At 61.0% G+C, this 23,879-nt stretch carries 22 protein-coding genes; 7 read left to right on the top strand and 15 right to left on the bottom strand.

The features are described 5' to 3' along the window. Positions 1 to 36: 36 nt before the first annotated feature. Positions 37 to 552, bottom strand: coding sequence for an MOSC domain-containing protein (locus tag AB4Y32_RS26265; RefSeq protein ID WP_368724157.1), 516 nt, complete (start codon positions 550 to 552; stop codon positions 37 to 39). A gap of 109 nt (positions 553 to 661) precedes the next feature. Between AB4Y32_RS26265 and AB4Y32_RS26260 the strand changes: the two genes are divergently transcribed. Further along, the gene (locus tag AB4Y32_RS26260; protein WP_368724156.1) at positions 662 to 985 is read left to right on the top strand and encodes a hypothetical protein; all 324 of its coding nucleotides are present in this window, start codon (positions 662 to 664) and stop codon (positions 983 to 985) included. 15 nt (positions 986 to 1,000) lie between these two features. Here AB4Y32_RS26260 and AB4Y32_RS26255 read toward each other — a convergent pair whose 3' ends face one another. Continuing rightward, a complete protein-coding gene (locus AB4Y32_RS26255; RefSeq protein ID WP_368724155.1) occupies positions 1,001 to 2,281 on the bottom strand; it encodes a DUF445 domain-containing protein in 1,281 nt (426 codons plus the stop codon). A 260-nt stretch (positions 2,282 to 2,541) separates the two neighbouring features. On the opposite strand from AB4Y32_RS26255, the gene AB4Y32_RS26250 reads away from it, so the two are divergent. Then, a complete protein-coding gene (locus AB4Y32_RS26250; RefSeq protein ID WP_368724264.1) occupies positions 2,542 to 2,970 on the top strand; it encodes a DUF3293 domain-containing protein in 429 nt (142 codons plus the stop codon). Positions 2,971 to 3,612: 642 nt separating this feature from the next. On the opposite strand, the gene AB4Y32_RS26245 is transcribed toward AB4Y32_RS26250, so the two are convergent. The 5 genes from AB4Y32_RS26245 to AB4Y32_RS26225 form a co-directional block, all read right to left on the bottom strand. Then, the gene (locus tag AB4Y32_RS26245; RefSeq protein ID WP_368724154.1) at positions 3,613 to 3,981 is read right to left on the bottom strand and encodes a hypothetical protein; all 369 of its coding nucleotides are present in this window, start codon (positions 3,979 to 3,981) and stop codon (positions 3,613 to 3,615) included. Positions 3,982 to 5,121: 1,140 nt separating this feature from the next. Beyond that, entirely contained in the window at positions 5,122 to 6,090 is a 969-nt protein-coding gene (locus AB4Y32_RS26240; protein ID WP_368724153.1) for a ParB/RepB/Spo0J family partition protein, read from the bottom strand. A gap of 11 nt (positions 6,091 to 6,101) precedes the next feature. After that, a complete protein-coding gene (locus tag AB4Y32_RS26235) occupies positions 6,102 to 7,253 on the bottom strand; it encodes a ParA family protein (RefSeq protein WP_368724152.1) in 1,152 nt (383 codons plus the stop codon). Positions 7,254 to 7,337: 84 nt separating this feature from the next. After that, positions 7,338 to 8,693, bottom strand: a complete 1,356-nt coding sequence (locus AB4Y32_RS26230; RefSeq protein ID WP_368724151.1) for a replication initiation protein — start codon at positions 8,691 to 8,693, stop codon at positions 7,338 to 7,340. Positions 8,694 to 9,720: 1,027 nt separating this feature from the next. After that, the gene (locus AB4Y32_RS26225) at positions 9,721 to 10,560 is read right to left on the bottom strand and encodes a MipA/OmpV family protein (protein WP_368724150.1); all 840 of its coding nucleotides are present in this window, start codon (positions 10,558 to 10,560) and stop codon (positions 9,721 to 9,723) included. 273 nt (positions 10,561 to 10,833) lie between these two features. On the opposite strand from AB4Y32_RS26225, the gene AB4Y32_RS26220 reads away from it, so the two are divergent. Both AB4Y32_RS26220 and AB4Y32_RS26215 read left to right on the top strand, forming a co-directional pair. Continuing rightward, positions 10,834 to 11,250 carry a MarR family winged helix-turn-helix transcriptional regulator gene (locus tag AB4Y32_RS26220; protein ID WP_368724263.1) on the top strand — a complete coding sequence of 139 codons (417 nt, stop codon included), beginning with the start codon at positions 10,834 to 10,836 and terminating at the stop codon, positions 11,248 to 11,250. Between the two features lie 220 nt (positions 11,251 to 11,470). Continuing rightward, positions 11,471 to 12,415, top strand: a complete 945-nt coding sequence (locus AB4Y32_RS26215; RefSeq protein ID WP_368724149.1) for a LysR family transcriptional regulator — start codon at positions 11,471 to 11,473, stop codon at positions 12,413 to 12,415. Between the two features lie 49 nt (positions 12,416 to 12,464). On the opposite strand, the gene AB4Y32_RS26210 is transcribed toward AB4Y32_RS26215, so the two are convergent. From AB4Y32_RS26210 to AB4Y32_RS26200, 3 genes are read right to left on the bottom strand one after another with little or no spacing between them, the layout of a single operon-like run. Then, entirely contained in the window at positions 12,465 to 13,925 is a 1,461-nt protein-coding gene (locus AB4Y32_RS26210) for an efflux transporter outer membrane subunit (protein WP_368724148.1), read from the bottom strand. Positions 13,926 to 13,944: 19 nt separating this feature from the next. Further along, positions 13,945 to 15,219 (bottom strand): efflux RND transporter periplasmic adaptor subunit, encoded by a 1,275-nt coding sequence (locus tag AB4Y32_RS26205; RefSeq protein ID WP_368724147.1) that lies wholly within the window; start codon positions 15,217 to 15,219, stop codon positions 13,945 to 13,947. A 10-nt stretch (positions 15,220 to 15,229) separates the two neighbouring features. Further along, positions 15,230 to 18,427, bottom strand: coding sequence for an efflux RND transporter permease subunit (locus tag AB4Y32_RS26200; RefSeq protein WP_368724146.1), 3,198 nt, complete (start codon positions 18,425 to 18,427; stop codon positions 15,230 to 15,232). Positions 18,428 to 18,779: 352 nt separating this feature from the next. Here AB4Y32_RS26200 and AB4Y32_RS26195 point away from each other — a divergent pair, with 352 nt between their 5' ends. Beyond that, on the top strand, positions 18,780 to 19,106 hold the full coding sequence (locus AB4Y32_RS26195; RefSeq protein WP_368724145.1) for a DUF4148 domain-containing protein: 327 nt from the start codon (positions 18,780 to 18,782) through the stop codon (positions 19,104 to 19,106). A 123-nt stretch (positions 19,107 to 19,229) separates the two neighbouring features. On the opposite strand, the gene AB4Y32_RS26190 is transcribed toward AB4Y32_RS26195, so the two are convergent. Both AB4Y32_RS26190 and AB4Y32_RS26185 read right to left on the bottom strand, forming a co-directional pair. Then, positions 19,230 to 19,928 carry a hypothetical protein gene (locus tag AB4Y32_RS26190; RefSeq protein WP_368724144.1) on the bottom strand — a complete coding sequence of 233 codons (699 nt, stop codon included), beginning with the start codon at positions 19,926 to 19,928 and terminating at the stop codon, positions 19,230 to 19,232. 308 nt (positions 19,929 to 20,236) lie between these two features. Then, on the bottom strand, positions 20,237 to 20,425 hold the full coding sequence (locus tag AB4Y32_RS26185; protein WP_368724143.1) for a hypothetical protein: 189 nt from the start codon (positions 20,423 to 20,425) through the stop codon (positions 20,237 to 20,239). A gap of 35 nt (positions 20,426 to 20,460) precedes the next feature. Here AB4Y32_RS26185 and AB4Y32_RS26180 point away from each other — a divergent pair, with 35 nt between their 5' ends. Both AB4Y32_RS26180 and AB4Y32_RS26175 read left to right on the top strand, forming a co-directional pair. After that, entirely contained in the window at positions 20,461 to 20,781 is a 321-nt protein-coding gene (locus tag AB4Y32_RS26180; protein WP_368724142.1) for a hypothetical protein, read from the top strand. 112 nt (positions 20,782 to 20,893) lie between these two features. Beyond that, positions 20,894 to 21,328, top strand: coding sequence for a response regulator (locus tag AB4Y32_RS26175; RefSeq protein ID WP_368724141.1), 435 nt, complete (start codon positions 20,894 to 20,896; stop codon positions 21,326 to 21,328). 40 nt (positions 21,329 to 21,368) lie between these two features. On the opposite strand, the gene AB4Y32_RS26170 is transcribed toward AB4Y32_RS26175, so the two are convergent. From AB4Y32_RS26170 to AB4Y32_RS26160, 3 genes are all read right to left on the bottom strand, one after another. After that, a complete protein-coding gene (locus AB4Y32_RS26170; RefSeq protein WP_368724140.1) occupies positions 21,369 to 22,763 on the bottom strand; it encodes an FAD-binding oxidoreductase in 1,395 nt (464 codons plus the stop codon). A gap of 313 nt (positions 22,764 to 23,076) precedes the next feature. Then, positions 23,077 to 23,364: a hypothetical protein gene (locus AB4Y32_RS26165; protein ID WP_368724139.1), complete on the bottom strand. Its 288-nt coding sequence runs from the start codon at positions 23,362 to 23,364 to the stop codon at positions 23,077 to 23,079. Positions 23,365 to 23,642: 278 nt separating this feature from the next. Continuing rightward, positions 23,643 to 23,879: hypothetical protein (locus AB4Y32_RS26160; RefSeq protein ID WP_368724138.1), on the bottom strand; the 237-nt coding region annotated here is incomplete at its 5' end.

Genomic DNA, 23,879 nt, shown 5'->3' with positions numbered 1-23,879 from the left:
CGGTGTTGCCCGCAGCGACGTCGTATCGCGGCGGCGCTAGCCCGCCGCGTGCAACGCTACGGGCAGCGCTTCGATCGCATCGCCGATCCGGATCTCCCCACCCTTCACGACGCGAGCCGTAATGCCGCCGAATCCGCGCACGGCGTTGTAGCCGCCTGCACCCAGCACGTCTTCCATCCGGGAACACGGGTGACACTCGCCCGTCGCTTGCAGCACGGCGCCGCCGATCCGGAATTGCCGGTCTTTCAGCGCCATCAGGTTGATGCCTTCCGTCACGATGTTGCGCCGCAAGTCGCTCGCGGCAACGTCGCTGCGCGCCAGATGACTCGCGATGCTGCGCAGACTCTCTGCCTGAATCAGCGTGACCTGCCGCTCGCCGCCACGGCTCGCGTAGTGGTCGCCGACGAGGCCCTTATCCGCGTCGATCAGCGCCGTTTCGACTACCGTCATCGCGACTTTTCGCCGCGTGCGCAAACCTATCCAGACGATCCTGCCGGGACGGATCGGACCGTCGATCAGCCTGGCGAGCGGCGACGAGGGATTGAGCGGCATTGGCAACCTGTGCGGATGAAGACGATAGGGATCAGCGGGGCGTGCGCCACAGCGCATGACCCGTTCACCCGTCTTTATACTATCGCCCATCGGATAACAGGACCCGGCAATGAAACGAGCAGTACTCACGGCGGCGCTCGCCATAGGCCTCGTGCAACCGTCGATGCAGGCGTGCGCGCAGACGGTCGCCGATCAGTGTTTCGCGATCGGCGATATCGCCGGTCAGGTCGCCTCATGGCGCCTGCACAAGAAGACCAGGGCGCAGGCGCTGGACCAGGCGCAGAAGTACTACAAGGACGCGTCTGATCGTCAGGCGGTCGGTGCGGTGATCGACCGGGTCTACAGCGGCGCGGCGATGACGCCGGACCAGGCGAGCATGCTCTTCACGCAGGAATGCGCGCAACAGAAGAAGAAGCCGGCAAACTCGCAGTAACGCCGCAAGCACGCGTTACCACGCGTGCAGACGCATGAGCGCGAAAATCTGCGAGCTCGCGTAGAGCAGCAGGCCGATGCAGCCGCCTACGATCGTCCCGTTGATGCGAATGTATTGCAGGTCCTTGCCGATGTTCAATTCGATCTGCTCAGACATGTCGCGCGAATCCCAGTTCTTCACGGTGTCGCTGATGTGGCGCGTCAGATAGCCGGCAAAATCCGGCGCCATTGCGCGCGCCGCTTCTTCCATGTGCTGGTTCAGCGAACGGCGCAACGCTTCGTCGTTCGCAAGCTCGCGGCCGATCCATTGCCCCATCGCGGCCACTTTCGCGTGCAGCACTGAGTCGCCGCGCTCGAGATCGACGCGCAGCCAGTCGCGCAACTGGCCCCACAAGTCGCGGACGTATAGCGCGAGATTCTCGCTGTCCTTCACATAGCTCTTGATCTCCTCGCCCTTCTGCAGAAAGACGGGATCGGACTTCAGCCTGGCGATCAGGCGTGCGGCCGCTTCGTCGAACTTGCGGCGCAATTTGTGTTCAGGGTCTTCGCCCACGCGCAGCAACATGTTGTTCACCGCCTGCGCGACGACATTCGCGCCGCTCTCGCCGAGCCACTCGGACGGCATCAGCTTTTCCCACGTCGGATACTCGCGCTTGAACCAGTCGACGATCTGCTCTGCGATGAAAGCGCGAACGCCCGGCTCTCGAAGCAGCGCCATCAGATGCTCGATGCCATCATCGAGCAGTTGCTGGTGCCGGCCATCGCGCGTCAACGTATCGAGAATCGCGCCCGTTGCCTTCGACAGATCGATTCTGTCGAGCATCGCGTCGAGCGCGTCCTTGATGAAACGTTGGATGCGCGCGTCGTCGAGCAATTCGAGTATGCCCGTCGTCAGCTTCACCACGTAGTCGCCGAGGCGCTGCGTATTCGCGTCGACGCAGAGCCAGTTCGTGATGCTGTGCGCCGGATCGTGCTTGCGGATCAAACCGACAATCGACGATTCGTCCAGAAACTTCTCGCGCACGAAGAGCGCGAGATTATCGGCGATCTTGTCCTTGTTCTGCGGAATGATGGCCGTGTGCGCAGCGACGCCTGGAATCGGCACGCGCCGGAACAACGCGACAACGGCGAACCAGTCGGCCAGAGCGCCTACCATCGCCGCTTCCGCCACGGCCTTGATGCCGTCGACCCACATGCTCGCGCGCATGAACGCGGTCGTGACAAAGACGGCTGTGGCGACCAAAAGCAAAAGCGTCGCGCGACGCTTCGCATGCTTGAGTTCGGATACCTTGTTCATTGGACTGGCTTGTCGGTTCATTGGTATTCGGGACGCACAGCAGATGCTCGCGCTCACGGCGGCGTTGAATGGATCGCCACCGTCAGCGTCGGCTCTTCGATGCGTTGACACTAGATTAACCGGCGTGCTGTACTGCCGCCTCATCACGACGCATGGGTCGACGTCCGCGCCCATCCGTCCTGCCCGCGCACGGTGGGTTGCGAAAGCGGATGTGGCTCCCCGGTGCAACGCGGCGTCGACTCTCGTTCAGCGGAGGTTGTTTGTTTTCCCACTCCCAGATTCCCCGCGCGACGATCCAGGCCTATCTGGAGACGCACTATTGCGTACACGGTTCCATGCCGGCGACGCTGAAGATCGGCGAATCCAACGCGTCGCTGGCTGCAATTCACGACGCGCATGCCGTGCGGAGCAGCGCGTTCATTACCGCGTGCAATCCGTTCAGTCAGGTGCTCAGCGATGCCGCCAACGTTAGCCGGCAGCATGCGCTCGCCCGCGAGCTCTCGCAGCGTGGATTGACGTTCATCGATGGCATTGGCGAGCATCCGACCAACGGCTGGCCCGGCGAGCCGAGCTTTCTGGTACTGCGAGTGTCGATCGAGGACGCCAAGACGCTTGGGATGCTGTTCGGGCAAAACGCTGTCGTCTGGTGCGGCAGCGATGCGGTGCCGCAGTTAGTGCTGTTGCGATAGGTTTTGGGCAGATTTTCTGCGCTTTCGGACGCCAGAGGCCAAGCGCGACTGGCGAGTTGCCGGAAATGTGTAGCAGACACGACAGGTTACGTATCAAAAGCTACGCATCAGTGGGTTTGCATTCGAAAACCAACGAAGCTGGCATTTGACGCAAAATATCTCGTGCTGGAGCCGAAATGTCGTGAAACATACCGCGTTCGGTCGGCTAAGTCATTGCATTGTAATGGTTTCTTCGCTTGGACGATTTTCTTAAGGTTGTTTCACGGATTCTGTGGCAAGTGCTTGCTGATTAAAGATTTTCAGCGTTGAGTGGTGTTTTAGGGTTGTGGCGGCGCGGTGGCTTTTCGCGGGTTGACGCTTCTCCCGGGTGATGTGCCACTGCTAGAACGCATCGGCTGGAAAGCTCTTGGGTCCACTGTGAGGCCGTTTGCGAAAAATTAATCTGTATAACTTACGATTCCCGAGATGTTGACCCCAAGATTTATCGCATTCTGGTGCAGTCCGACGGCAAGCTGTTCGTTAAATCGCTGGCGCTTTCAGTGCGAGCTTGGTCCATCTACGGCTTTCACGCATGATTGTGCTCGGCGCATAGGTGTTGCTTCTGTCGACCGATACCAGGTGCGTTATCTACTTTTGCGCTTGTCAGTTTTGGGGCTTCGATTCGCGGTTGTGTGTAGCGTGTGTCGTGTGTCGTCCTTCGAGCAGTGGTCGTTCGGCGTGCGTGCTGCCGATCGGATCACGCGCCAGCGTGTGCTTTGCCTCGCGTGTCCGTTCTAGCGAGCCGACGCCAGATCGCCAGGTTAACTGGCTGCGTTCGGTCATGTGAGAAGACTCGCTGAACCTTCGGCAAAGCGCCTCTGCGTCGTCGGTCGTTGTCGCGAGCCACAGACGGGCCCAATGCGGCGGCGCGCATCTCCCACTGTTCGCTTGCTTAGCGGCGATTTCAGAAATCTCGGGGCGTTCGTTGATTTTGCTGCGCGTCGGCGAATGTGGCGAGAAGTCAAAAGTCATCGGAGCGCCGTCGACATCGAATCGGCTTTTTGGGTTTAACGGGCGGAATGGATTCGTCGTGCCAATCCGCGGGACAGCTTCGTGTCAATCGCACAGACTCCTGTTCCGGCATCGACGGAGCATCGACGATGCATCGTCGACATACGGACGTCCGCGCTGCAGAGTTTCGCAATGCACGCCCAGCGGTTGTATCGCCAGTTGGTATGGCTCGTACTGCTCTTACATTTGATCGAGTGATGGAACGTCGGCGCACGCCGAATCACATATTCGCGCTCGGCGCTTTCCTGGTCGCCGGCGCAGCTCTCGGTCGACAAGCACCCGGCGCCGCGAATCGATGATGAGCGTGCCAAATTCGGTTTCATCGCTCCGCATCGACTCATGGCACCAGGAGCCGCACGTTCCTTCTTCGACAATAAACTCTGGCTGCCCGTAGTTAATCTGAGATGTTGTGGCTAACGCGCCGCTCGTGGCTAACCTCAGTTCAGCTTCCGCAGCGGTCGCACATACGGAGCGACGCTTTAGCTCGAAACCGGCCTCATCGTGACGGGAAGCGCCATTGGAGTACAGGCAGTCGAGTTCACCCCAAGCGCTACATCGGCAGTAGGTGAGCGCTCGCGCGACCGGTTATTTACGGTAAATAGCCGGTTGAACCATTCCGTCGTCGGCTCGTCACGCCTCCATCTATTTACCGTAAATAGCGGACTTGAAAGAATGGCCCCAGGTCCGCGATAGGCGCCCGGCCCCGTCACTGACACGCCGCGACGCGGAGTCACGGACATCATCTTATTTACCGTAAATAACCGTGGCGGTGACCCACTGACATCACAGCGACAGCCCCAATTATCAATAAAAGAAAAACGACACACCGCACCTTAGATCGACGCAACAGGTGTACCGCGCAACGAGATCGAAGCCTGGAATGGTGGGCGAGCAAAAAGCTGCGATTGCAGCAACTCCCACGGCGGCGGGAAAGAGATGGGGGATCTAATACGAGAGGGCCGGTCGGTATCGACCGAGGCAAGGAAAACCACGCGACCACTTCGAATCGGAGCGGCGTCGGACCAACCACCGTCGACTCAAGAATTCTTCGAAGAATCCAACTGCACCTGCCGCACACGACGACAGGCGCCTTCACACACCTTAATTCCCCGACGACTGCACGTCCTCGAGAAACCCGGTAATCAACTGTCGAAGTTCCTCAACTCGATCTTGCGGAACACCACTTGCGCGCAGCCGGATCACGAGCAAATCACCCTTTCGCTCAATGCCGACGTCCTCTTCCTTTCGAGCTGATGCCGCAGGACGAGTTGCACCCAACAGCGCAGTCAACACTTCCGGTGCCGTTCTCGTGGGATCTTCCGCAAGCTCGATCGCCCGCTGCACGACCTCATCGCGAGCCATCTTGACCGCGCCGGCCAACTTCCGGGCACCCTGAAACTGAATATCGTGCGGCGAAGGAAATGCAGCGACGACCTCATCCGGCAACTCAGCCACCAGCAGCGCACTCGAAATATTCCCTTGCGACAGCCCGCAAGCCTTCGCCATTGCGTTCTGCGACGGCCACAACTTGTCATCCAGCGCGCGCTTGTACCAGACGCCCTGTTCCCACGGACTCAGGTTCTTGCGAGCCCGATTTTCCTGATCCATCTGGACGAACTGGCCTTGTTCGGTGATTTCCCGATCGACGATCGCATTGACCGGCAGCCCCAGTTCCAGACATGCGCGATGGCGCCGATGACCGAACACGATCTCGTATCCATCGCCATCAGCGGCCGGCCGAACCTTGATCGGTTGCGTATTGCCGCCCGCTTCCGCGATAAGCGACTTCAGCTCGGCAAAGCTCTCATCGCCGAAGTCCCGGCGATTCGCCCATTTCGACGCCTGAATCGTCGTAGGGTCGAGCGCGCGAATCGGTACCGTTCCGTCGTAGTCTTTGAGCTGCGCCTCCAGCTGTGAGACGCGATCGGAACTCTCGCGCATCGCGCTACGAAACGCGAGCATCTGACCGGGCGCCGTGCGAGGAGAAGCGCCGCGCCCCCCTTCCGGAGAAGCCGGCGCGGGCACCATCAGATCACCAGTCTTTTTTGCAAGCCTGTCCTTGATCGACATTTAACCCTCCCTTATTTCGACTTTGCCCAAAAGGCCACAATGGATTGCTCGACGATTTCGGTCACCCGGTCATAGGCCTCTCGCGCCCGGCGATACGTCTTCGCATTGCCGTCGTATCGCGAGATGTCGTACACGGTCCCGAACTCTGCCGAGCTTGCCGCCGTCACAGCCGTCTTCGGAATCTCGACGGGCAGTACTTTTTCCGCATACGTCGCGGAAATCCACTCGCGCACGACGCCCGCCGCCGCATCCGCAGGGTCGACCCGTGAGAGCAGCACATGAATGAACTCGAATGACTTGTCGGTGTTCGTCTCCGCGGTCAGATTCGAGGCGAGATCGCTGAACAGCGTCCAGAACTGTGCCGAGCTGGCGAAGTCGAGCGCATTCGGCGGTGTCGGAACAATCAGGCCGTCCGCGGCCATAAACGCGTTGACCGTGCCGTAGCTCAGCGCGGGCGGCGTATCGATGATGATGACGTCGTAGTTGCGGCGCGCCTGCTCGAGACTGGTGTTGAGCACATTCCAGAACTCGAAGTCGGGCTCCTTCATCTGGCGACTCGGCAAAATGAATTCCACGTTGAACAGCGACGACGAAGCCGGGACGAGATCGATTCCGTCCCAGTACGTCTCGCGGATCGCGTACTCGATACTGCTTTGATCGCCCGTTGCAAGGGCAGTGATCGTCGAATCTTCTTCGACCTCCGTGTCCGGCAGAATTCCGAACAACGTGGTCAGCGAACCTTGCGGGTCGGTGTCGATCACAAGAACGCGGTGTCCGCGCAAGCTCAGTCCTTGCGCGAGCGTCATCGCCGTGGTCGTCTTGCTCACGCCGCCTTTGAAGTTACCGATCGCGACGGTCATCGCCGGCGCGCTGTCCGGACGCAGCGCGTTGTTGCGATAGGCCCGAACCCATTCTCGCGCTTCCGGCAACGAGAATTCGCGCCGCGAACCCGTGGCATTCACCGTGCCGGGCGGAAGATCGCCCTTTGACGCGCGATAGGTGATTTGGCTCTTGTCGACTTCACACAGTACAGCCAGTTGTGAAGCGTTAAAAACAGGCGGGATTTTGCGGGCGTTCGGCGCCAGCATGCGGCCCCGAACCTGCGAGACGATGTCAGTCGCGCGAGCGGCCTGATCGACGATGTCTTGAATGGTAATGTTCATTAGCTGATCCGCGGAAGACAATGCAGTCAGCTTATATCAGATGGCTCGACAGAAAGCCATCAATTCAACGGAAAAACGTGATTTTCAGGAATTCCGTTGCGACGCAATGTCCTGGTGATTTTGAGAAAGCCACACGTCGAACTTGTCAGCGTCGAACTCAGGCCGCACGCGATTTCTCAGCCATGACGCAAAGTTCACGCGGCCGACGGAACCCGAGAAGAGTCCAGGACTATCGGGTCGGAACTCGCGCGCGTACTTGGCGCCATCGCCCTCGACGAACTGCCGCGCGAACGTCCGCTTCTCATCCTGCGTCAACCCCTTGACGGCTGCCGCGCACTGGAGACGATCGAAATCGATACGTAGTTCCTGGATGCGTGCATCCAGCGTCCGGGAGCGGGCCGCAGCGGCCTGCTTCTGTGCCTTTTCGCGCTTTTCTTTTTCGTACTCCGGCTCAGAAACGTCCGCCTTGTTTTCTATCAGCGTGCGAATAAAGCCAGCCGTCGACCGCTTGATCTGACCTTTGCGGTCCTTGTCTTCAGCGAGTTGAACGACGAGTCGGGCGCGCTCTTCGTCTTCGATCACAAAGCTGAGCGCGAGCTTGTCGCCAATTCCGTGCGCGCGAAGTTTCCGATAAATCTCGGTATCGCGTACGTGTGCGAACTCGTCTTCGGTCTCCGGCGTCAGAAGCGACTGCTGAGCGCCTTGACGAATGAGAAATTTCACTCCCGTCACTGAACGGCCAAGCCGTTGATATTCGACCTCGACGTTGATGTCCGAAACGTCGTTGATTTCCTTCACGGCCTTCTGAATGACCTTGCTGTTCAGCCGGCGGAAATCGTCGTAGTACTCCTGGGTCGCACCAAGAAGCTTCCTCAGCACCGGCAGTTCGATCCAGCCAGTCGAGCCAACCTTCTGAAAACGAAGGCAATTCTCGTAGAGCGTCAGCGCGTGCGACTTCGAAAACTTGCGCTGCACCCCGAGATTGACGGTAGCGTAAATTGACGGATCGTAGAGTTTTTCGGCTAGCGCCTCGTCGTAGCGATACGAGCACACGCCTGCGCGGATTTCGGCGAAGGACAAAATGGGCATCACGCTCCAGCGCTCCCGTCCGTCGTCCATGACGTTGAACTCGACAGCCGTGGTGGCGAGCTGCCGCAATGCCTCGCGCAGCTTCTCGGTATTTTCGCTTTCCGTCCACCCGAGCACGAGCATGAGCGTCCGCACCGGAAGGCGGTGCGTTCTCGTGGTCAGGAGATTGTCGTACGAGTGCAGCAGCAGCACGTTGGAAAGCTTTCGCTCCAGCAACGAAAGTTCGCCGCTCGTATGAATTGCGGCGACGTGCTTTTTGACACTCTCGCTACGAACCTCACTCGGCAAAGATTTGGGCATGGCGGGATTGTGCGCCAAATGACCCCAGCTTGCAATCACCGTCTGGGACATGTGAAAACACGCATTTTTCGATTTGTGCGATTTCGTCTGCGCGTTTTGAACAGATCGATCGCGTTTTCGACGAATCCACCGCAGACGGGGACAATTCCACCTCGAATGGGGACGCGCGACGCCCCGGACGGGGACGTTTCGCTGAAAATGACACCCCGACGAGGGACGTCAGCCACCCCAAACGGAGACATAAAGCCCCTCAAATGCTTGTCCGGTAAGGGATTGAGCACTGTAAACGCTGTAAACGTTGTTTACCAAACGGTATACAAACCTCAAGACACCCTAGGCGGGGACAACTCCGCAGAGTTTGTTGCTGCTTCAGTTGAGAAACCGCCGATCTCAACCCAGGCGAGGGACATCAGGGCCGTTTCCCGAAAGCTAGAAACTTCGCAAGAGATCGGCGCTAACTATCTGAACGGAAAAACGAATTCCTCATTTTTCAGCCGAACGCGCTTTCTGCTCGCATCTATTTATCGTAAATAACCGTCTAATAATTTCTTAGTCTGCTGATCCGATCCACCCTAACTGGGGACAACAGGACTCTACGTTAGCGGGGCGGCACGAAGCACCCCAACAGGGGACATTGGACGATCTACCCCGAAAACTTCCAAAAATCAGGCAGTTGCGACATACCCACACCCCGAAAGCCGCGCCCATTCGAGCAATCTCGTTCTCATTGCCACCCTAGATGGGGACGATTGCGTAATCGTGACTTTCCCAGCATCCGTACCGAGGAAATTCATCGCCCCAAATGGGGACATTCGCCATGTGCCGTATTTACCATAAATAGATCACCTCAAACCTCGCTAGGCTTGCTCAGCCGACACCCACTCGTCCCGATTGGATTGCGCCTGATCTCAGTGGAGACCGAAACATAGATGTGACAAACAGTCGCTACTCCCTTATCCACCTGCTTCGGCAAAAGCTCGTTAAGCATTCAAACCGCGCCAAATACGAAAATAATAAGGACCACCAGGAAAGGAAGTCGACAAAACCCCCTCAGACCCAACCCGCATCGTCATTCATATCAAAATTGGTAGTTAATCGACACGTCGCACACGCCGTTGGTCTTCGACTGCGTAATCGGGCTGCCCGCCGCGCTGCCGAGCAGCCGCTTGATTGCGCCGTCGGCGGTGACGAACCAATGCTTGTCGACGAACCAGATCAGTGTCACGCCGAATCCCGCCGACTTAAGTCCCGCGCTTGCGTCGTACTGCGCGTATCGAGAGGCAGCCGCCTGCGCGGCATTCACGCCAAACCAGCTATTCATATACTTCGAATCGGCGAACGTGACGGATGGCCCCGCAAACCAGAAGAAATTCTCTGAACTACCCGGCAGCGGCATGTACGCGCCGAGGTCGGCGACCCATCCGTTCGAGCCGCCAAAACTGCGCGTCACGGTGCCGCGAAAAACGAGAGGGAATTCCTTGGAAATCACATACTCCCCAGCCAGCTTGACTTCGGGCGCAGGATTGATGTTGCCCATTCCGTCGAGCCGCGACGGGTCATCGTGTGCGCGCCGGCCCAGGTCGTAGACGGCCGCAATGCTGACGCGCCAGTTGTCCCCTTGCAGCACGTTGACGCCCACGCCTTCGCCCGTCGACAGGAAGGCGAGATCCTTGTACCGGATGTCGATGCTCGGGCCGACCAGCGTGTGATAGCGGTCCGATCCATCGTAGCGAGGTTCGAGAGTCGAACCGAGACCGAGCCTGACCTCCCAGTCGGGGCGGCTTGGCTGGTACATCTTTTCGAGCGGAATGCCTGCGGAATATTGCCACTCGCCAAGCGGCGACGGCGTTTGCGCGTACGCGGCGGGCGCACCGCAGATCATATAGGCGAGGCTGGCGTAGACGGGTAGCTTTGTCATGTCTGCGAACATCACGGGTTGCGAGTTCGGGGATGCGACTCATTGCTGCTACACACAACGCCCCCAATTTACGACAACTGGAGGTTCCGCGGAAGTAGCAAACGTCGCGCCTGTCCGCCAGGATATCGCGTCGTCCATGACCAGAGTTGCATCATCGGCGCACGGCGCGTCGCGGGAACGGAAGCGGCGCACTATTCGACAGATCATCCGGCGAGGCGCCTCAACGCGTCTATATAGTTGTCTTGCTAATCGAAGCATGATCGAATGGATGCCATGTTCGATCAATGCCTTTATTTCAATGCCTCCGCGCTGGCCCGTCTCGTCGAGCGGGAATGGGCACCCGTCTATGCAGAATTTGGACTGACGCCCGCGCAAGGTTTCGTCTTGCGCGTCGTGCTGGCGTCGCCGGGATGTCTTGGCAGTGAAATCGCCGACAAACTGGGCATCGCGCGCCCTACGGCTACGCGCCTTGTCGACAGCCTTTCCGAAAAGAAGCTGGTCGAGCGCCGGCAGGGAACATCTGACGGGCGCGAATGGGGCATCTATCCGACGCGCTCGGCCAAGGCGCTGGAAAAATCGATCGCCGACGCCAGCGCATGTCTCGCAAGGCGCCTGCGCGCCCGGATCGGACCGGACGTGGTCGAAACCACGGTGACGGGGATGCGCAAGATACGCAAAGCCCTCAGATGACGAAGCGCTTTCGCTGACGAACAGTTGTCTTGCTAATCAAGTGACTCGCTGCAACGAACTTCAGCGTCCCACCGATATTTCAGCGCATCAAATTGTAGGAGCGGCCTGAACAGTCAATTCAATCGCAGGCGCTTTATCCGTGCGCCGTATCTTTGTACAGTTCAACACCGAATGTCTGACTCTCGTTTTCCTAAGGGCAAACGACTTCACAGAAGCGGCAATGATGGACTATCTGCAGTCACTCAGGATGTTTGTAAAGGTCGCGGAGCTTGGCAGTTTTACGAGCGCAGCGGACCAGATGAACGTATCCAGCGCGGTCGCGACGCGCAGCGTGGCTTCGCTCGAAGAGCGTCTGGACGCTCGCCTGCTGCAACGGACGACGCGCCGTGTCACGCTCACGGAAGCGGGCCGGTTGTTTCTGGACCGCGTGCGTTCGATCGTTGCGGATATCGACGACGTCGAGGGCGGGTTGCTGGCCGCGACAGGCGTGCCGTCGGGCACGCTGCGCGTTGCGGTGCAGGGCACGGTCGGCGCAGGTCATCTGGCGATGCTGTTGGGCGCGTACACAGCGCGCTATCCGCTCGTCGTGCCGCAGGTGATTTATGCAGATGGTCCCATCAGCCTGGTGGAAGGGCGCTTCGATGCGGCCCTGACGAGCGACCACTATCCGCATCCCGGGTCCGTCGTGGTGCGCGTGGTCGCGCGTTCGCGGACGATGCTCGTCGCTTCGCCGCGCTATCTCGCGAGCGCCGGCCGCATCAGACACCTGGCGGACCTCGACCGCCTCGTGATGCTTTCGCATGAAGACGGCGCATCGGCCGCCGAACACGATCCCGCGCGCCAATGGCTCGACGCAAACGCACCGCGCGCCACGCACATCCGCGCGAACAGCAGCGACATGCTGCGGCGCATGGCGCTCGAGGGGATGGGCATTGCGTTGCTGCCGGCGCCCATCGTTGCGGAGGACATCGACGGCCGTACGCTGATGCAGGTGCTACCGGACACGACTTTGCCTTCGACGGGACTGTCGATTGCATACGGTAGCCGCCGCAATCTCGCGCCGAACGTGCGAGCGCTTGTCGATTTTCTTGCTGCCCAGTTCGCATCCGATTCGTTCACAGCGCCCGTCAAGCACGACGATATCGCGCTGGAAGAGGGCGCATGAAGCAACGGCGACGAAGCGCGAGACGGCAGTTCGCCTTCCCGTCGCTTCGTCATTCGGACGCTTGCGTATCCGTCAACGTCGCGCGATCCCATCCGCCGCCTAGCGCCTTCAGCAACTGCACGCTTGCGTCGACTCGCCGCGCGTCGATCTGATCCGCCGTGCGCTCGTTGGTAAGCGCGATGGTTTGCGCGGTGACGACGTCGAGATAGCTGACGGCGCCTGCCTGATAGCGGTTGGTCGTCAGCTTCAGCGAAAGCTCCGCCGCCGATGTCGCGCGTTGCTGGCTGTCCGCTTCATTCGCGAGCGTATCGAGCGCGGCCAGGTTGTCTTCGACCTGCTGGAACGCGACCAGCACCGCTTCCCGGTAATCGGCGACTGCGCCGTCATATTGCGCGGTCGCGTTCCTCAGAACGGCCGTGCGGCGGCCGCCGTCGAAGAGCGTCCCTGTGATCTGCGCGCCAAGCGACCAGAAAAGGCTTGGCGCGGTGAACCACGGCGCGAAGTACGTGCTTTCGAGTCCGGCCGCCGCGGACAGCGTCAAATCCGGATAGAACGCCGCATGCGCTTCGCCGACCTGCGCATTCGCCGCGGCGACACGCCGTTCGGCGGCGGCGATATCGGGGCGGCGCTCGAGCAGTTGCGACGGCACGCCCGTTGGAATCTGCGGCAACGCGACGTTCTCCACTTTCGGCGGCAGCGAAAACGATGAAGCGGGCTTGCCGATCAGCGTCGCAATCGCATGCCGAAGCTGCGCGCGCTGCACGTCGATATCGCTGTCCTGCGTACGCGTGCTTTCGAGCTGCGTTTGCGCCTGGGCGACGGCGGACGCATCGATCGCGCCGTCCTTCAGTTGCTGCTGCACGATCTGCAGCGCGGCGGCGTAGGCCGTCACAGTATCGTCGAGCAGCTTCTTCTGGCGATCAAGCGAACGCAGGTCGAAATAGTCGATCGCGAGATCGGTCGCGACCGACAGGCGCACCGATTGCAGATCCGCTTCGCTCGCCTGCGCGTTGTCGCGCGCATTGACTGTCGCATCCTTCACGCGGCCAAACAGATCGGGCTCCCAGCTTGCCGCGACGCCGACCGAATAGTCGGGCACCGTCTTGCCCGCGAGCGACTTGCCCACCACGTTCTGCGACGTGCGCGCCCGCGATTGCGCGGAGCCCGCCGTTACGACAGGCGCGTAGCCCGCGCGTTGATAGTCGACCATCGCGCGCGCCGCTTGCAGTTGCGCGACGGCCTTGCGCACGGTCTGATTCGACACGTCGACCTGTGCTTCGAGGCGATTCAGTTCGTCGTCGCCGTAAAGCGTCCACCATGGGCCGCGCGGCTGCGCATCGGCGGGCGCGGCGACGGTCCAGCCGGACGCAGCTTGCGGCGTGCTTGCATAGTGATCGGGCACGGCCGTTTGCGGCTGCGAATAGTGCGGCAAGGTCGAGCACGCGCTCAACACGCATGCGATGCCGATGACGAGCGCCTTGCGGAAAAACGATGCGCGGACATTGAACATGATCAGCCTCACTTCGCACTCAACCATGCTGCTGGGACTTCGCAGCCGCGCTTGGCGTGGTCGGAGTCGTCGAGACACGCACGGTTTCGCCGCTGCTGATCGCGTCGCCGGGATTGTCGATCACGCGGTCGCTTGCTTCGAGCCCCGACGCCACTTCGACGTAAGTGCCGAAATCTCTACCGATCGTCACCGTCTTCAACCGCACCTTGTCGCCGTTGCAGATCACGGCGACCGTGACGCCACCGGGCCGGAAGAGCAGGGCGCTCACGGGCAGTTCGAGCGCCGGATGCGCCGTTTGCAGCGCGAGATGAACCTGCGCATACGCACCCGGAAGCAACGCGCCATCGCGGTTGTCGACGTCCACTTCGACGCGCAACGTGCGGCTCACGGGATCGATCGAATTGGCGCTGCGCGCGACGATCGCATCGAAGCGGCGGCCGGGATATTGCTGCGTCGTCAGATAGACCTTCGTTCCCGGCGACACGCTGCTTGCGTCGTTTTGCGGCACGTCGATGTAGACGCGCAAGCGGTCCGTCTGCTCGATGTGAAAGAGCTCGCCCGCGTTGGCCGCAAGACCCGGCGATCCGCCCGCCGTCACCAGCGCGCCGACGTTCACGTTGCGCGCGGTGATCACGCCGTCGAAAGGCGCCGTTACTTTCTCGTACGACACCATCTCGGAGAGCCGCGCCACATTGGCCTGCGCAGCCTGCCACGCGGCGAGCTTCGCCGCGCTGTCACTCGTCTTCGCATCGGCGTCCTGCTGCGAGACCGACTGCGTTTGCAGCATCGTCTGCCAGCGCTGCGCGGTGCTGCTCGCAAAGCGGTAGTTCGCCCTTGCGTTCGCCTCGTCGGCGCGCGCCTGTTGAAGCTGCGCGTCGAGCTCGGGCGTCTGGATGTCCGCGAGCGTTTGCCCCGCCTTCACCTTCGCGCCGATGTCCGCATCCCAGTGCTGAATATAGCCGCTCGTGCGCGCGTAGATCGACGCGTCGGCATAGGGCATCACGGAGCCCGGCAGCAGCAGTTCTTGCGATGCGGGTGCGCGCGTCGGCGTCACCGCAACGACGGTCAGGTAGCGCTGCGCGTTCACCTGATCCGTGAGCGCCGTGCTCGCGTGCAGGCGCGGCACGATGCCGATCGCGAGCAGGGCAGCCGCGATGGCCGCGAGTGCGACGGGCAAGATGAAACGCGCGCGCTTGCTGGCGGTGGCGGGCTGCTGCGCGCCAACAGAATCGGCGAGCGCGAGGTCCGTGCCGGTGGACGGATCGTGCTCCGTCGGCAGATTGGGCGTGGTCATTGGCATGTCCTTATTGAGCGTGTGTGGTCACGTCGGCGCGCTTCGCGTCGGCGCGGGCGCGGCGCTTTGCTAGCCACGCATGCACCATTCCGAAGACGACGGGCACGAACATCAACGTCGACAGCGTACCGATCGCGAGGCCGCCGATCACCGCGCGGCCGAGCGGCGCATTCTGTTCGCCGCCGTCGCCGAGCCCGAGCGCCATCGGCAGCATGCCGACCAGCATCGCAAGCGCCGTCATGAGCACGGGGCGAAAGCGGTTGAAGCCCGCGTCGAGCGCGGCGGCGAGCGGCTCCATGCCGGCGGCGAGCGACTCGCGCGCGGTGTTGATGACGAGAATGCTGTTGGCCGTCGCGATGCCGATGCACAGGATCGTGCCCGTCAACGCCGGAACGCTGAGCGTCGTATGCGTGGCGAACAGCATCCACGCGATGCCCGCGAGCGACCCCGGCAACCCGCTGACGATGATGAGCGGATCGAGCCACGACTGGAAATTCACGACCATCAGCAGATAGACGAGCGCGACCGCGAACACGAGGCCCGCGCCGAGGCCGGCAAACGACTCGTTCATCGACTGCACCTGTCCGCGAATCACGATCGACGAGCCGGGCGGCAACTGGGCGCGCGCCGCATCGACGAGCTTGGTCACGTCCGCGGCGACACCGCCCAGATCGCGCCCTTGCGTCGACGCGAAAATGTCGAGCACGGGCTGCACGTTGTAGTGCGATACGACGGCCTGTTGCGAGCTGCGCGACATCGTGCCGAGCGTGCCGAGCTCATTCTGCGGATTGACGCCAACCTGGTTCGTCGTCAACGGAATATTGGCGAGCGTTTGCAGCGAATGAATGTCGTACTGCGGCACTTCCGTCATCAATGGATAGCTGACGCCGTTCTTCGGATCGAGCCAGAAATTCGGCGTCGTCTGCGAGCTGCCGGACAGCGCGATCAGCAGATTCTGCGCGACGTCCTTTTGCGTGAGCCCTGCTTGCATGGCCTTCGTGCGATCGACGTCGACGTCGATGGTCGGTTCGTCGCCGGGCTGCTGGATGCGCGCGTCGACGAGACCGCGCACGCTGCGCATCTGCGCGAGCAGCTTGTCCGCGACGACGCGATTCTGCGCGAGCTTGTTGCCCACGATCTGCACGTCGATGGGCGCGGGCAGGCCGAAGTTCAGGATCTGGCTGACGATGTCGGCGGGCAGGAACGCGAACGTGACGCCCGGAAACGATGCGGCCAGCACGTTGCGCAACTGCGCGACATACTGCGCCGTTGGCTTGTGATCGGGCTTGAGCGTCACCATGATGTCGGCGTCTTCGGGACCGATCGGGTCCGACGAGTCGTAGGTCAGATTGATGCCGCTCACGGGCACGCCGATGTTGTCGAGCACGGCCGCCTGTTCCGACTGCGGGATCACCGCGCGTATCTTTGCTTCGACTTCATCGGTGATGCGCGCCGTCTGTTCGATGCGCGTGCCCGTCGGCGCGCGCAGATGCAGACGGATTTCGCCCGTATCGACGGCAGGGAAGAAGTCGCGGCCTGCGAACGGAATCAGCGCGAGCGATCCCACGCATAGCGCGAGATAGACGGGAATGAAGCGGCGGCGGCTCGCCATCGCGCGCTGCAAGACGCGACGATAGCCGTTGCGCAACGCTTCAAAGCGGTGTTCGAAGCGGGCCTGAAAGCGAGCGAAGATCGCAAGGCGGCCGCGCGCGGCATCGCCATTCTTCGAAGGCGCGCGCATCAGGTACATCGCGAGCGTTGGAATGAGCGTGCGCGAAAAAAAGTACGACGCGCACATCGCGAACACGACGGCTTCCGCCATCGGCACGAACAGATAGCGCGCGACGCCAGAGAGCAGAAACATCGGCACGAACACGATGCAGATCGCGAGCGTCGACACGAAGGTCGGCACGGCAATTTCGCCGGACCCGTTCAGTATCGCGTCGTGCAGCGGCTCGCCTTTTTCAAGGTGATGCGTGATGTTTTCGATTGCCACGGTCGCGTCGTCGACGAGAATGCCGACCGCGAGCGCCAGTCCACCGAGCGTCATGATGTTGATCGTTTGCCCACGCGCTGACAGCGCGATCAGCGACGTGAGCACGGCAAGCGGAATCGACACGGCGATGATCAACGTCGCGCGCCAGCTGCCGAGAAAGAGCAGGATCATCGCGGCCGTCAGGCACGCGGCGATCAGCGCTTCGCGCACGACGCCCGAAATCGCGGACTTCACGAACACGGACTGATCGGAAAGCGGCGTGATGTGCAGCGCACCAGGCAGGCCGGCCGCGATCTTCGGCAGCATCGACTTGACCTGCTGGATGATCGTGAGCGTCGATGCGCTGCCCGTCTTTTCGACCTGCAAGAGCGCCGCGCGCTTGCCGTCGCTGCGCACGATGTTCGTCTGCGGCGCGTAGCCGTCGATCACGTGCGCGACATCGCGCACATAGACCACGCTGCCGTTCACCGTCTTGATGGGCAGATCGTTGAGCGCGGCGACTGTGCCCGTGCTGCCGTTCATCTCGACGTTGTACTCGCGCGAGCCGATCTTCGCGGTGCCGCCCGGCAGGATCAGGTTCTGCGCGTTGACGGCATTGACGACGTCGCTGGGCGCAAGGCCTTTCGCCTGCAGCGCCTTCGGATCGAGCTGCACCATGATCTGCCGGATCTTGCCGCCGTACGGCAGCGGCACGGCGGCGCCCTGAACGGTCGCGAGCTGCGTGCGGATGAAGCTGTTGCCGAGATCGTAGAGCGTCTGTTCGGGCAGCGTCTGGCTCGAAAGGCCCAGTTGCAGCACGGGCACCGTCGACGCGTTATACGTGATGATGTTCGGCGGCAGCGTACCCGGCGGCAAGATGCGCAGGATCGACGCGGAGTTCGACGCGGCTTCGGCGATCGCGCGATTGATATCGGCGCCTGGATGAAAGAACACCTTCACTACTGAGACGCCATTCAGCGATTGCGATTCGATGTGCTCGATATCGTCGACGTCGCTCGTGAGCGCGCGCTCGTAATTCGACGTGATCCGATGCGCCATGTCTTCGGCGGAAAAGCCGGTATACGTCCAGACGATGCTGATGACGGGAATGTCGATGTTCGGAAAGATATCGGTTGGCGTGCGCAGGATCGCGAGCGGCCCGACGATGAAGAGCAGCACAGCCAGCACGACAAAAGTGTAGGGCCGCCGCAGGGCCAGCTTGACGATCCACATGAGGTTTCCTTTGGACGATGAACTGTCGGCATGCGCATGCGCGGATAACGCGTGGGCATGTCATGGGGTCGCAGTGTGGCGGCGGCGCACTTACCCATTAGTGACTGGCACATTACAAATCCGACATCTTGCGCCGCGATTGATGAACCGTGACGCATGCCCATCGGGTAGATGACGCATTTGTCATGTGAGAGACAGGCTTAGGTCAGCACTCATTGCACACAATGACGTTAACCCTTTGCGAACCGAAACCGACAAGAGACGAATCACGCGAATCTGCGGCGAAGGGCATTGGGGCCGCCTTCGTGACGAAGGTGGCGCTGGTCAACGACTCACATGCAGGTGAACCATCATGAAAGCACTGATTCAGGCTGTAATCGTTTCGTGCGCGCTGGCTGCGCCGGCACTTTCTTTTGCTCAGGCCGATCAAGGGCCGGCCACGCGCGCTCAGGTGCGTGACGATCTGCAACGCGTCGAACAGGCGGGCTATCGTCCGGGCGGCGACGAAGCAACATACCCTGCCGATATCCAGGCAGCCGAAGCGAAGGCATCGACAGGCGAGCAGCAGCCGATGGAGCGGACGGCCGTCGGTGGCGTAGCGCCGAATGGTTCGATGCAGATGGGCGCGCCCAGTACGACGGACGGACATCCGAAGTCGATCTTCTTCGGCGGCCAGTGACGGCAACGCGGCGGGCGGAATGCGCTCGCCGCCTGTCTTGAGAAGTCCGCGCTGGCATCACGCAGCAAGGACCGAGAGGAAATCAAACGGTGGGCGCGGCTGATCGTCAGCGTCGCGGCACATTCACTGATCGTCGCCGCTGTGCGCGGCTTCGCCCGTTGCACCATCCGATCCTTGCGAGCCGGTGTGCGCCGGCTTTATGTGCTCGCTTGTTCGTTCCGCTCCCGTACTGACCTGCTCGGCGGCCGCCGTCGCCGGTGGCTCGACCGTTTCGCCGAGAATGGGTGGCGCGCCGCGAACGGGATTCATGTCATCGGGCGCCGATGCGGGATTCGCTCGTGATGTCTTTGGTCGATGACGGTGCGGGGCCGGCGTCTTCTTTGCGGCCTTTGCGTTTGCGCTGGCCTGCGCGTCGGGCTGCGCATCCGCCAACACTGCGGTGGATTTATTGTTATCGGCGGGCGCGGCATCGCTCGATTGCAACTCGCGCTGAAGTGCCAGTGCCTGCGGATTGTTCCTGTCCAGCATCAGGATCGCGTCGACCAGTACTTTCGCGGATGCGCGGTCGTGACGGCCCAGGCTGTCGCGCGCCGCTTGCAATATGGACGCAAAGCGCGGATCGAGCGGGCGTTCGAGCGAGATTGCATCTGTGTCAGCGGTTGCATCGTGAAGCGGCAGGTAAGTGTTGTCGCGCGCGCTGGCGGCAACCGCCGTTTTCATGTCAGAGGGATGATGCCTGTCGGGATCGATCAGCCACGCCGCCACGACGGCGCCGCCGATCAGCAGCCCCGTTAGGGCAAGGCTTTTTGTCTGACTGATCATGCTGGCCATCCCGTGAGAATGTGAGCATTGATCTGATCTACGCGGCGTGGTTTCCCTTCAATGGTAGGCGTGAGTGTGCGGTGCTTGCGATGACGGGTCCGACAATGATTAGTCGCGGTCGGACAGCGACACAGCGATAGACCCGCATCGACTTCTCGACGTAACACGCGAGCTTTCGTCTGTTGGATGCACGCGTACGGCCGATCGACAAACGTTGGCTATCGTCAGACACCACGCCGTCATCACCAGCGCATGGAAGCAGCCCCAAATGCGGTTGATGTCCTTTAATTTCAAGCGCTCAGGATCGTTTAGACGACGCGCATCCCGGCATTGGCATAAGCCGTGCAATTGTGGATGCGGGCGCAACGACGACCCGTTTTGTGCTGCCGCTGCGGCGTCGGCAATATCGATCGGATTCCGAAAAGCGAGTTGTTCGTTCGAGCCTCTTTGTTGGCGCGCGGCATGGTCTGGCCGATCGTCTCATCAACGTTGAACATAGCGCGCGCATTGCACCTGAACCAGGTGCATCCGGATGTTCGACACGCTTATTGGAGTCGTCATGAAAGGGAAATCCCTCGCTGTGCTGCTGGTCGCATGCGCTTCGACGCTGGCTGTTCCGTCCTTCGCGGGCGGCTATGGCTCAGCATCCTCCTCCTCCTCCTCCGATTATTCCGTGGCCCATGCGCCCGTATCTCATCATGTTCAAACCGTTCACACCGGGACAATGAGACACGAGCAGGGCAGCATGGACGACCAGAACCAGGGCGACGTCGGCGGCGACGAATTCACCAGGTCGCAGTCAGGCCATCGCGATCCGTCGGATACCCTCGATCCGATGTATCACGGCGGTTGACGGGCGAGGTCACGGAGCGCGTTGACTCTCGCTCCGTGACCCGAACATTCCTTGAACAGATCGGGCTTTATTCATATGATTGAATCTTTCCGTGTTCGCGGAGCCTGCTGCGATGGAACGCGCCCTTCTCGTCGACGACGAGCCGTCTACGCTCGATGCGTGGGCGAGCGCATTTCTACAGGCGGGCTATGAGGTACTGACGGCCGCCGACGGCGTCGAGGCGCTCGAATTGCTATATGCGTCGACCGTCGATTACGTCATTGCCGATCTGCGTATGCCCCGCATGTCGGGCGGTGTGTTGTGCGAGCGCATGCGCGACGACGCGACGATCGCCGACGCCATTTTCATCCTCGTATCGGGCGAGCTGACGCCGCCTGCGTTCGTCCGCTACGACGGCTACTTTCGCAAGCCGCTGGACCTGGCGGCCCTGTTCGAAACGATGCATCGTCTGCGTTTCAGTACCGAGCGCGTGTATCGCGGTTTGGGCGAAGCGCGCCTTCACCGCAATGCGCCTGCGGAAAGATCGATACGCAAAGCAGACGGCTGATTGAAAACGGCCTACGTGTCGTATTCGTCAGCGAAGGGGCTCACAGTACTTTTCCCGGATTGAGTATGCCTTTGGGATCGAGCGCGGCCTTGAGCGTGCGCATCAATGCAAGTTCAGCCGGCGAGCGCGAATAGCCGAGAAACGGCTTCTTGTGCGTACCGATCCCATGTTCGGCAGAGACCGAGCCGCCCATCGCGCGCACGACGTCGTACACGACGACATCGACCGCATGCACGCCTTCGGCCGGCAGCTCCGCGAGGGATACGCCGATGTGCACGTTGCTGTCGCCGAGATGTCCGAAGTAAAGGCTGACAACCTGCGGCCAGCGCGAGATCAGTGCCTTCTCGCAGCGCTCGGCAAACTCGCCGATGAGACCAATCGGCAGGCTCACATCGTAGTTGATCAGATTGGGCAACTCGTCGATCGCGAGGCCTTCGCGGATCAGCCATAGCACTTGTGCCTGCTGCAACGAAGTGGCGAGGACGGCATCGCTGACGAGACCCGCTTCGAGCCAGGCGCCGAGGCAGTTTTCGAGGCGAGCTGCGCTCGTCTTCGCGTCGTGGACGGCCGTCGCGCATTCGATCAACACGTAGAAGGCCTGCTGGGCCGGCAAAGGCGCCTGCACGCCAGGCGTATTCGCCGACACGTAGCGATAGAAGTCCGGCCACATCACTTCGAAGCTGCTGGCATCGGGCAATTGCGCGCGGACCTGCTGCCAGAGCGCGACTACCGACTGATAGTCCGGCACCACGCACAGGCACGTCGAAGCCGAAGGAAGCTCGGGATAGAGCTTGAGCACTGCGCGGGTGATCACACCGAGCGTGCCTTCGCTGCCGATCAACAGGTGCTTCCAGTCGTAGCCGGTGTTGTTCTTGAGCATCTTGTTGAGCGAGCTGACGATCGTTCCGTCGGCGAGTACTGCTTCGAGTCCGAGAACCTGATCGCGCACGACGCCGAAGCGGATTGCACGGTTCCCGCCGGCGTTGGTCGCGAGATTGCCGCCGATCTGGCACGAGCCGCGCGCGCCGAGGTCGTACCCTAACTCGAAGCCGGTGGCGCGTACCGCGTCCTGTACCGTCTGCAGCACGGTTCCAGCCTTGATGGTGACGGTGCTGGCCGCCGCGTCGATTTCTTCGATGCCGCTGCAGCGCTCCATCGACAGCACGATCTCGCCGCCGAGCGGGACTGCGCCGCCCGCGAGACCCGTGATGCCCCCTTGCGGCACCACTGATACACCGATGCGATGACAGAGCCGCATGATGCGCGACACCTCGTCGACCGAGCGTGGACGCGCGAGCGCCAGGGGGCGGCTGCCTGATGCTTCGCCGTAGCCTGTGAAGTAGCGCGGCGCGACGTCGATGCCCGGCGTCACGATGTCGGTTCCCAGTTCCTTTATCAAGGTGGCGAGGATGTCGGCTTGATTCCGCGATTCCACTTGAACGCTCCAGAGGCGGCCCGGTCGGGCCAGATGCTGACGCGCGAACGCGCACGTCGACGGCAGAGGCTCACTATTGCCCACGGACCGAGTCCGCGCAATCGATTAATCCGCATGCAAGACATGATAAAAAATGATGCGGCGTCGCACGCGGCTGATGCACATGCGTGCGTGAAGCCGGGCAATCGGACATCAGATTCTGTTCTTGAATGTGGGGATGCTTTGCAATGTCGAGCGAAACCGGGCTGCGATTTTGCCGAATCCGTCCGGAGTGGGATGCAGTTCATTTGCCCAGTCGCGATCTGGTTGGCGATCAGTTCCGCTTCTGGCTGGAGAATGCAGCGGACGTGAATAACGACCCGACACAAGGCGTCGATAACGAACTCTTGCGCGACATACTGGGCGTCATTAAGTCGAACCACGAGTCGCCATCGGCCACGATGATCAACGGAGTAAGGCCTCGCGACAGATGGCTGCGCTGTTGCCGTATTTCGTCGACACGCGCCTGATTTTCCTCTGCGCGTCGTTTCAGATCTTCTTCGATTCTGCGCTGTGCTTCGCTGTAGACGTTGTTCTCTGTGGTGGCGTCATATGTGCTCACGATGGCCCTCGATATCTCGTCGCATCGACAGTGGCAGACACCCGATGTTCGTTTTTCAGATCGCGCGGCTTGTGCGCCTGTGTTCATCGAGTGTGTGCCAAAAGATTAGTCAACGGAAGTTAGTTAAACAACTGTGTGGTGAGCGAGCCCTAATAGTCGGATGCGTGCGAGCCGACGAACCGACGTGTCAATTGCGCAATGGAGTAGAACGCACAAAGAGTCCAAAGGAATTCGTGAGTGCCTCTTGACAGATGCAATTGCCATATGCGTACGACCGCTTATTCTGGCCCGGAAAAATTTATTTGCGGAAGTGCTTGACGCGGTGAATGGCGATCCGCATAATTCGGCCTCTCCAAACGACGGAGACGCGAAAAAGCAGCAGCTTTTAGCGAATGTTCTTTAAAAACTAACAGCCGACAGATGTGGGTGCTCGATGACGGCGCGCGGCGATTTTCCGGAATTGCCGAAGGCAAAAGTAATCGAGTCTCACACAGAAAGAAATTGAGGAAGGTTTG

Origin of the sequence: Paraburkholderia phymatum, assembly GCF_040965635.1 — a bacterium.
In the GTDB taxonomy this organism is placed as follows: Bacteria; Pseudomonadota; Gammaproteobacteria; order Burkholderiales; family Burkholderiaceae; genus Paraburkholderia; species Paraburkholderia phymatum_B.
The sequence above is the reverse complement of the archived record's forward strand: the minus strand, read 5'-3'. Positions and strand labels throughout refer to the sequence as shown.

Bases quoted from the DNA above. Each gene is read 5' to 3' on its own strand.
- AB4Y32_RS26265 (WP_368724157.1), bottom strand. From the start codon at position 552: ATGCCGCTCAATCCCTCGTCGCCGCTCGCCAGGCTGATCGACGGTCCG.
- AB4Y32_RS26260 (WP_368724156.1), top strand. From the start codon at position 662: ATGAAACGAGCAGTACTCACGGCGGCGCTCGCCATAGGCCTCGTGCAA.
- AB4Y32_RS26255 (WP_368724155.1), bottom strand. From the start codon at position 2,281: ATGAACAAGGTATCCGAACTCAAGCATGCGAAGCGTCGCGCGACGCTT.
- AB4Y32_RS26245 (WP_368724154.1), bottom strand. From the start codon at position 3,981: ATGACTTTTGACTTCTCGCCACATTCGCCGACGCGCAGCAAAATCAAC.
- AB4Y32_RS26240 (WP_368724153.1), bottom strand. From the start codon at position 6,090: ATGTCGATCAAGGACAGGCTTGCAAAAAAGACTGGTGATCTGATGGTG.
- AB4Y32_RS26235 (WP_368724152.1), bottom strand. From the start codon at position 7,253: ATGAACATTACCATTCAAGACATCGTCGATCAGGCCGCTCGCGCGACT.
- AB4Y32_RS26230 (WP_368724151.1), bottom strand. From the start codon at position 8,693: ATGTCCCAGACGGTGATTGCAAGCTGGGGTCATTTGGCGCACAATCCC.
- AB4Y32_RS26225 (WP_368724150.1), bottom strand. From the start codon at position 10,560: ATGACAAAGCTACCCGTCTACGCCAGCCTCGCCTATATGATCTGCGGT.
- AB4Y32_RS26220 (WP_368724263.1), top strand. From the start codon at position 10,834: ATGTTCGATCAATGCCTTTATTTCAATGCCTCCGCGCTGGCCCGTCTC.
- AB4Y32_RS26215 (WP_368724149.1), top strand. From the start codon at position 11,471: ATGATGGACTATCTGCAGTCACTCAGGATGTTTGTAAAGGTCGCGGAG.
- AB4Y32_RS26210 (WP_368724148.1), bottom strand. From the start codon at position 13,925: ATGTTCAATGTCCGCGCATCGTTTTTCCGCAAGGCGCTCGTCATCGGC.
- AB4Y32_RS26205 (WP_368724147.1), bottom strand. From the start codon at position 15,219: ATGACCACGCCCAATCTGCCGACGGAGCACGATCCGTCCACCGGCACG.
- AB4Y32_RS26200 (WP_368724146.1), bottom strand. From the start codon at position 18,427: ATGTGGATCGTCAAGCTGGCCCTGCGGCGGCCCTACACTTTTGTCGTG.
- AB4Y32_RS26195 (WP_368724145.1), top strand. From the start codon at position 18,780: ATGAAAGCACTGATTCAGGCTGTAATCGTTTCGTGCGCGCTGGCTGCG.
- AB4Y32_RS26190 (WP_368724144.1), bottom strand. From the start codon at position 19,928: ATGATCAGTCAGACAAAAAGCCTTGCCCTAACGGGGCTGCTGATCGGC.
- AB4Y32_RS26185 (WP_368724143.1), bottom strand. From the start codon at position 20,425: ATGTTCAACGTTGATGAGACGATCGGCCAGACCATGCCGCGCGCCAAC.
- AB4Y32_RS26180 (WP_368724142.1), top strand. From the start codon at position 20,461: ATGTTCGACACGCTTATTGGAGTCGTCATGAAAGGGAAATCCCTCGCT.
- AB4Y32_RS26175 (WP_368724141.1), top strand. From the start codon at position 20,894: ATGGAACGCGCCCTTCTCGTCGACGACGAGCCGTCTACGCTCGATGCG.